At 36.5% G+C, this 7,848-nt stretch carries 11 protein-coding genes; 3 read left to right on the top strand and 8 right to left on the bottom strand.

The window, feature by feature from the left end; genetic code table 11:
• Nucleotides 1–46: 46 nt before the first annotated feature.
• The 6 genes from V7183_RS11595 to V7183_RS11570 form a co-directional block, all read right to left on the bottom strand.
• Complete coding sequence (locus tag V7183_RS11595; RefSeq protein WP_335359602.1) at nt 47–433, bottom strand: spore germination protein GerPE; 387 nt, start codon at nt 431–433, stop codon at nt 47–49.
• 9 nt (nt 434–442) lie between these two features.
• On the bottom strand, nt 443–631 hold the full coding sequence (locus V7183_RS11590; RefSeq protein WP_335359601.1) for a spore gernimation protein GerPD: 189 nt from the start codon (nt 629–631) through the stop codon (nt 443–445).
• 6 nt (nt 632–637) lie between these two features.
• Nucleotides 638–1,258, bottom strand: coding sequence for a spore germination protein GerPC (locus V7183_RS11585; RefSeq protein ID WP_335359600.1), 621 nt, complete (start codon nt 1,256–1,258; stop codon nt 638–640).
• 67 nt (nt 1,259–1,325) lie between these two features.
• The gene (locus V7183_RS11580; protein ID WP_097897590.1) at nt 1,326–1,532 is read right to left on the bottom strand and encodes a spore germination protein GerPB; all 207 of its coding nucleotides are present in this window, start codon (nt 1,530–1,532) and stop codon (nt 1,326–1,328) included.
• 16 nt (nt 1,533–1,548) lie between these two features.
• A complete protein-coding gene (gene gerPA, locus V7183_RS11575; protein ID WP_335359599.1) occupies nt 1,549–1,770 on the bottom strand; it encodes a spore germination protein GerPA in 222 nt (73 codons plus the stop codon).
• Between the two features lie 166 nt (nt 1,771–1,936).
• The gene (locus V7183_RS11570) at nt 1,937–2,116 is read right to left on the bottom strand and encodes an aspartyl-phosphate phosphatase Spo0E family protein (protein ID WP_335359598.1); all 180 of its coding nucleotides are present in this window, start codon (nt 2,114–2,116) and stop codon (nt 1,937–1,939) included.
• Between the two features lie 249 nt (nt 2,117–2,365).
• On the opposite strand from V7183_RS11570, the gene V7183_RS11565 reads away from it, so the two are divergent.
• Nucleotides 2,366–3,268, top strand: a complete 903-nt coding sequence (locus V7183_RS11565; RefSeq protein WP_335359603.1) for a fumarylacetoacetate hydrolase family protein — start codon at nt 2,366–2,368, stop codon at nt 3,266–3,268.
• Nucleotides 3,269–3,343: 75 nt separating this feature from the next.
• Here V7183_RS11565 and rocD read toward each other — a convergent pair whose 3' ends face one another.
• On the bottom strand, nt 3,344–4,534 hold the full coding sequence (gene rocD, locus V7183_RS11560; RefSeq protein WP_097897586.1) for an ornithine aminotransferase: 1,191 nt from the start codon (nt 4,532–4,534) through the stop codon (nt 3,344–3,346).
• 150 nt (nt 4,535–4,684) lie between these two features.
• Between rocD and V7183_RS11555 the strand changes: the two genes are divergently transcribed.
• Nucleotides 4,685–5,056, top strand: coding sequence for a YisL family protein (locus V7183_RS11555; RefSeq protein ID WP_097897585.1), 372 nt, complete (start codon nt 4,685–4,687; stop codon nt 5,054–5,056).
• 51 nt (nt 5,057–5,107) lie between these two features.
• Here V7183_RS11555 and V7183_RS11550 read toward each other — a convergent pair whose 3' ends face one another.
• Nucleotides 5,108–5,662 (bottom strand): DUF2777 domain-containing protein, encoded by a 555-nt coding sequence (locus V7183_RS11550; protein ID WP_335359597.1) that lies wholly within the window; start codon nt 5,660–5,662, stop codon nt 5,108–5,110.
• A gap of 235 nt (nt 5,663–5,897) precedes the next feature.
• Here V7183_RS11550 and asnB point away from each other — a divergent pair, with 235 nt between their 5' ends.
• Complete coding sequence (asnB, locus tag V7183_RS11545; protein ID WP_335359596.1) at nt 5,898–7,745, top strand: asparagine synthase (glutamine-hydrolyzing); 1,848 nt, start codon at nt 5,898–5,900, stop codon at nt 7,743–7,745.
• Nucleotides 7,746–7,848 lie beyond the last annotated feature (103 nt).

Below are 7,848 nucleotides of genomic sequence, written 5' to 3'. Positions count from 1 at the left end.
TCCCACCTAAAAAGAGAGGGTTTATATGATGTATATAATATATGAGTTACTCTAAAGAAGGGTCATTTGTAATGTATTGGCGGATTTGCATAATACGAGAATTGTTAAATCCATAGTCGACAGAGCCAATTTGAACGTAACCTGAATTTAAAAGAGAGCGTATGAGAATATCATCTACTTCAATAAAGGGGCATTCATTTACAATATTCAACTTGACATCAGTCGATCGTTTTGGGATTGTAATGTCTTCATCTGTAAAGATTTCAAAAGCCTCTAAAGGCCCTTCATCTTTTAAATAATAAGGAAATTCTCGATGAACAGTAAGTATTCTGCTTTTTATATCTATTTGATTTGCATCACCAACTTGAACTACGCTGCTAATCCCCATAGAAATGATGGAAACATTGTGGACAACTGAAATATGACGGAACATAACTTAGCCTCAGCCAGTGGGAAGAGACGTTACAAGGGGTACAAATGCCCCTTGGACGACAGATTCAAATGGTGTATCGAGAATAGCAGAAAGAATAAGAAGGTTGGCATCACCAATTAATACAAGTGCGGAGGAGGAGACTCCATTCGCTTTAATCTGCCCAACTTTTATTTCACGATTTATAACGTTTAAATTCATACATACTTACTCCTTTCGGAAGTTACCTGGTATGTGTTGAATAAAGGCAAGGAATGCTTTATCAATATCTTGCTTCATTGCTTGAATAATTACATCTTGTAAATACTGCGGATTAGATGTAATGTCATCATAAGGCTGTACTTGTGATAAATAATAAGGAAGTCGATGCTCCATTTGTTTTTTTATGTCATCAATCATCATTTGTCGATACATATCATCAAGTGGTGTTCTTTCTTCTCTTTCAAAATGAAGAATCCGGTTATATGCCTCTTCATCTAAATAGCGGTGCATCTCTTGAATGATGCCTTGATAAAAATCGGGAGCTGTTTCTGGCGCTGTCTCTGGATTGACATGTAATGTTTCTGTATCTACTTGAAAATCTTCAATTTGTTGTCCTTTCGTTGCGAATGGATTTAAGCCGATATTTAACGTACCATTTAAATTTTCAACTTTTAGTTGGTCGAATTTGTATTCGACTCTTCCTATAGAAGAGGAGGGGCGGCTTTTTAGTTCAGCAAGCTCTTCTTTTAATATACGTACTTGATCTTCTAAAGCGCGGATTGTTTCTTGTTGTTGTTGAAGAACTTGTTGGAATTGGTGTAAGTAAGTGTATATATCTTGATTCACTGAATGAAACCTCCTTTTCGATAGGGAGGGTGTATGCTGATATATATATTTTTATGATAAGGAGAGCTTAAGAAGAACCAGATGTTGGCTTAATCGAAATAATTTGTCCTTTTGCTGTAAGAGGGCGAAGGGGTGCTGTGAATCCACCAGTGTTTGAAAACTTAGATAGTGCTTTAATACTTCCTGCTGTTCCAATTTGAAAAACAGAAGATGTTGTAATATTTTCTATTTTAATTTTGTTAATGATAATACTTTGCTGTACATAAAAGTTCACAGTGTAATCGCCTCCTCTAGTTAGAACCGATTATAGCTTGATCGACTACGTCTGAATCATTGACAGTTGTTGAACTTTGATAGTTGTATACAGAAATATTATCTCCAACATTAAAAGAACCAGCTCCTGCAAAAGCGCGAGAATAACTAATCGGTCTAATTGCAAATACATCTCCAATATGAAAAATCCCACTCGATCCAATATTGACGATACGAATATGTCCAACCATCGCTGGCATAGAAAACACCTTTCATAAATAAAATTTTATTTTGTTATCAACGGTGAATCATAGAACATATATATTCTATACAATAAGAATAGGGAGGAAATATAGGTCTTCGTTTCTATTATTGTATGGGCGTTTTCAATAAAATGTGTCTTTTTTTAAATAAAAGATGCACATTTCATTGTGTGTGTTTGTTCATAGTATAAGCGGTGTGGAAATCTCCTTGCATAAGCCAAACAATATTTAAGAGCCTGTCCAGTTCTTGGCTACAATGCACTGTTTTTTGAGAAGTTATTCCATAACGTTTAGCAAAATAGATCATTTTTTTGCGTTTTTTTTCAATTACTTGCTCGAACATAGAATCGGCTCCATCTCTTTATAGATTTTTTAGTATAGTATATATGTGTAGTACATATTATACAAAAATTCCATAAAAAAGAAATGGCTTCGATAAAAAAAGCAAAAATTCTACAATTTATTTTACAAATAAATAGAGAACAAACACAAAAGGTAAAAAATACTGTAAAAATTACAATGTATTAGAAGGTTTTTTTCTCGGTAATGCGAATACAATTACATTGTATGAGTTTTAGGATGGAGAGTGGAAATATTGCGGTTAGTGACAGTGAAGAAAGATGAGAAAGTGTTTATTGGTGTTGTGGATGAGAATGAACAAACGGTGTTGCATATAAGGGAAGCACAGCGGCAAAAAGGTGAAAAGATTACAATTCCAATTACAATGCTAGAATGTATTGAGAAAGGGAATGCCTTTATTGAAAAAGTAAATGAAATTGTAAATTGGGCAAACGAAAATAAAACAACGGCTTATTATCCGTTAACAGAAGTCAAAATATTGGCACCTATTCCAAGACCCAGAAAGAATATTCTTTGCGTTGGAAAAAACTATCGTGATCATGCGATAGAAATGGGTGGAGAGGAGTCTATTCCGAAAGATATCATGATTTTTACAAAGGCGCCAACAACTGTCGTTGGGGATGGTGAGAAAATTAACAGTCATCCGCATGCAACGAATGAACTAGATTATGAAGGTGAACTAGCGGTTGTCATTGGAAAACGAGGGAAACAAATTCCGAAAGAGAAAGCGTTTGACCATATTTTTGGTTATACAGTTATAAATGATATAACTGCGCGAGATATTCAAAGGAAGCATAAACAATTTTTCTTAGGAAAAAGTTTCGATACATTTTGTCCAATGGGTCCGTATTTAGTTCATAAGACATCAATGGAAACCCCGAATCAATTAAATATTGAAACAAGGGTGAACGGAGAAATTAGGCAAATTTCAAATACTGCAAATATGATCTTTTCTATAGAAGATATTATTTCTACCCTAAGTAAGGGGATGACCCTAGAGCCAGGGGACATTATTGCAACAGGGACACCAGCTGGTGTTGGAAAAGGCTTTAAACCGCCGAAGTTTCTGCACGCTGGTGATGAGATTACGGTAACAGTACAGCATATTGGAACGCTCCGAAATATAGTGAAATAGTATTTTAAACATGTGGAATGAGGTTTATAAAATATTTCATAGAACAAGCTGCCTTTTGAAGGCAGCTTGTTTATGTTAGGATAATACAGCTTTAATTTTTTGGAATGCCCACTCTAAATCTTCTTCAGAAATAACAAGAGGTGGCGCGATACGTATTACATTTTCGTGTGTTTCCTTACATAACAGGCCTGCTTCTTTTAGCTTTTCACAGTACGGACGAGCTGGCTCGTTTAATTCAATTCCGATAAATAGCCCTTTACCACGAATTTCTGTAATCATTGGATTATTGATTTCTTTTAATTGTCCTACTAACTTTTCTCCTAATTGAAGAGAACGTTCTGTTAATTTTTCGTCTAATAATACGTCAAGAGCTGCGATAGAAACAGCACATGCAAGTGGATTACCACCAAATGTAGAACCGTGAGAACCTGGTTCGAATACTCCTAAAATATCTCGGTTTGCTGCAACACAAGAGATTGGGAATACGCCGCCGCCTAATGCTTTACCAAGTATGTACATGTCAGGAATTACGTTATCCCAATCACATGCAAATAATTTACCAGTACGACCTAAACCAGTTTGGATTTCATCAGCTACAAATAAAACATTTTCTTTCTTACATACATCATATGCTTCTTGTAAGAAACCAGCTGGTGGAATGTTAATGCCAGCTTCCCCTTGAATTGGCTCTAAAATGAATGCTGCTGTATTTGGTGTAATAGCAGCTTTTAATGCTTCTAAATCACCGTAAGGGATTACAATAATACCAGGAAGCATTGGGCCAAAACCGCGTTTATAATCTTCGCTAGATGACATAGAAACAGCGCCCATTGTACGGCCGTGGAAGTTATCCTCACAAACGATAATTTCAGCTCTATTTTCTTCTACTTTTTTCACATCATATGCCCAGCGGCGTGCTGTTTTGATAGCGGTTTCAACAGCTTCCGCACCTGTATTCATTGGAAGTACCATATCTTTATGAGTTAATTTCGCTACTTTTTCGTACCAAGGACCTAATTGATCGCTATGGAAGGCACGAGAAGTTAACGTAACACGGTTTGCTTGTTCAATTAAAGCGTTAATAATTTTAGGGTGACGGTGACCTTGGTTTACCGCAGAATATGCACTCAGTAAGTCCATATAGCGATTTCCTTCAGGATCTTCTACCCAAACACCTTCCGCTTTAGAAATTACGATTGGAAGTGGATGGTAGTTATTTGCACCGTATGTGTCTGTTAGTTCGATAATGTCTTTTGTTTGAATCATGATTGTTCCCCCTTTTGTTATTACAAGAAGTTTGTAAATACTCTAAATATTATATCATTTAAGTTGGAAAAAGCGAAACATTTCCTAAAAAAGAAATGAACATGTTATCATATAAAGTGAAAAAGTGTGAAAAAAGGAGGGAGAGGTACCATGACAACACATATGCATATTACAGCGTGGGCATTGGGACTTATTTTATTCTTCGTGACGTACTCTATGTATACGGCAGGGAGAAAAGGTAAAGGTGTACATATGGGGCTTCGTCTTGTGTATATCATCATTATTGTAACTGGTTTCTTGTTATACCAAAGTATTATGAAAACAGCAACAGGTAACATGCACATGTGGTACGGCCTAAAAATGTTAGTCGGTGTTTGGGTTATTGCTGCAATGGAAATGATTCTTGTAAAAACAAGTAAGAAGAAGCAAACAGGAGCATTCTGGGTTCAATTTATTATCGCGTTTGTCGTTGTATTATATATTGGATTACGATTACCACTGGGGTTTGCACCATTTGCGTAAAATAAAAACATCCTATTCTTCTATAAAGGAGAATAGGATGTTTTTTTTATTTCATGTAGCATCTACATGGAGTTGCTCGCCGTTTGTTTTTGTAAATTGAAAAATATTTTTGTTGCATGAGGAAAAGCGGACATAATGATGGTGCAGCGCGCATACCATTTCTTCGTTATCAAATAAAAGAATATTTACACCTTCGCAAGGCTCTCCCTTTGCTTGGAATGATAAGAAGTTATGACAATACACACAATCATATAAAGAGTAATGAAGTGATTGTAGTGCATCAGCGAATAAAGAGAAAGTGGAATCAGACAGTTCTTCTAACCATTCATGATAACTGAGTAGTAATTTTTTACGAATTCGTATTATCTCACCATTTTGTAATGGATGGTGTTCATTTGCAACTTGTAATATGTTTTGCTCGTAGAAGCGAGCTGGTAGCCAATTATTGTTATATGAAATTTCAAATCCATCTTCAATGACATCTTCTAACAAAAATGCTTCGTCATTTTCATCATCAAAAAAAATCCATTCATTGTTTATATATTCCACGTTACCAATTGTATGAGCGCGTGGTTGATTATACAAAATATGTTTGCGTTGTTTCATTTATGATTTCTCCTTTTGTAGAAGTAGTTATTCCTGTTATGGACAGTTCAGGCGTTCTTTATAACTACGGAACACCTAAAGAAAGTTGGGCATAGAATAAGAACACGTTTCACCAATCGGGCTTTTACGTGCGATTGTCCCTGTTCCCTCTAGAGTTATTTGGATTTTGAACGGGAGTTACTGCACGTTAATAAGGGGTAAAGTTATACGGATAAAGATAGGAAGGATGATTGATATGTGCGGGATTACAGGATGGATTGATTTTAAACGCTCGTTAGAACAGGAGAGAGAGACGGTCATGAAAATGGCTGAAACACTTGCAAAGCGAGGACCAGATGATACGAATATCTGGATAAGAAGGCATGTTGCTTTTGGACATAAACGATTAATTGTTGTGGATCCCGAAGGTGGAAAACAGCCGATGACTTGTCTGAAGGAAGAATCAAGTTATACGATTTGTTACAACGGTGAGCTATATAACACAGAAGATATTCGTAAAGAATTACTGCAAAGAGGATATACATTTAAAGGACACTCTGATACGGAAGTATTATTGGCGTCTTATGTAGAATGGAAAGAAGAGTGCGTCCAGCATTTAAATGGGATATACGCATTTGCGGTATGGGATGAGGAAAAAGAACAACTATTTATTGCAAGGGATCGGTTAGGAGTAAAACCACTATTTTATAAATATGATAAAGGAAGAGTGCTGTTTGGCTCAGAATTAAAAGCGATCTTAGCGCATCCGGATGTAAAGGCAGAAGTTACAACAGAAGGACTTTCAGAAATATTTGGACTAGGGCCTTCAAGAACGCCTGGTCATGGTATATATGCAGAAATTCAAGAGCTCCGTCCAGGGCACGTTCTAACATTTTCGAAAGATGGTTTATCTATATGGCGCTATTGGAATGTGGAGAGTAAAAAGCATGAGCATTCATTTGAAGAAACAGTAGAAAAAACACGTTTTCTGTTGCAAGATGCGATTACACGGCAACTCGTTTCAGATGTACCATTATGTACATTTCTGTCAGGAGGCGTGGATTCAAGTGCTATTACGGCATTTGCGGCAAGGGCATATGAGCGAGAAGGGAAAGAGAAGTTGCACACGTATTCCATTGACTATGAAGAGAATGAAAAATATTTTAAGGCGAATGCTTTTCAGCCGAATTCAGATGCGCCTTTTATTGATTTAATGACCGATACGTTTCAAACGATTCATCATCGCTGTGTCATTTCCAATGAGCAACTAGCAGAGTATTTAACAGAAGCGGTACTTGTGCGTGATTTGCCTGGTATGGCAGATATTGATTCTTCATTATTATGGTTTTGCAAGGAAATCAAACATGATTTTGTTGTTGGTTTGTCAGGAGAATGTGCGGATGAAATTTTCGGAGGATATCCGTGGTTTTACCGAGAAGATGATTTGCAATCAAGTGCGTTTCCATGGATGAGATCGACAAAGGAACGTGAACAACTTCTAAAAAAAGAGTGGCGTAATAAATTAAAGCTGCAAGAATATGTACAGCGGCGTTATGAAGAGTCAATACAGGAAGTGCCGGTTTTAGAAGGAGAAAGTATGGTTGAAGCAAAAAGACGACAATTGTTTTATTTAAATATGACTTGGTTTATGGCGACATTATTAGACAGAAAAGATCGGATGAGCATGGGAGCGAGTTTGGAAGTACGTGTTCCATTCGCGGATCATCGCCTTGTCGAATATGCGTGGAATATTCCTTGGGAAATGAAAATGTATGAAAATCGCGAAAAAGGTCTATTACGTAAAGCGTTAGAAGGTATATTGCCGAATGATATATTATATCGAAAGAAAAGTCCGTATCCGAAAACGCATAATCCGCATTACACAAAAGTAGTAACTGTTTGGCTAGAGGATTTATTAACAGACAGACATTCCATTTTACATGAATTATTTGATAGAGAACAATTGCAAGGGTTAATCCAATCAGGAGGGAGTGCCTTTCAAACACCGTGGTTTGGCCAGCTGATGACGGGACCACAACTATTGGCGCATTTGGCACAGATTCATGTTTGGTTTAAGGAGTATGGGGTGAACATTAAAGAATAATAAAAAGCGGCTTACAATCATTGTGAGCCGCTTTTTATTATTCTGTATGAGTGGGAGCGACTTATGATACGGCGAAATTTAAATAAATTGTCAAATAAAATTC

Origin of the sequence: Bacillus sp. JJ1127 (genome assembly GCF_036965845.1) — a bacterium.
Taxonomy (GTDB): domain Bacteria; phylum Bacillota; class Bacilli; order Bacillales; family Bacillaceae_G; genus Bacillus_A.
This window is presented reverse-complemented; position numbering and strand designations above follow the sequence as displayed.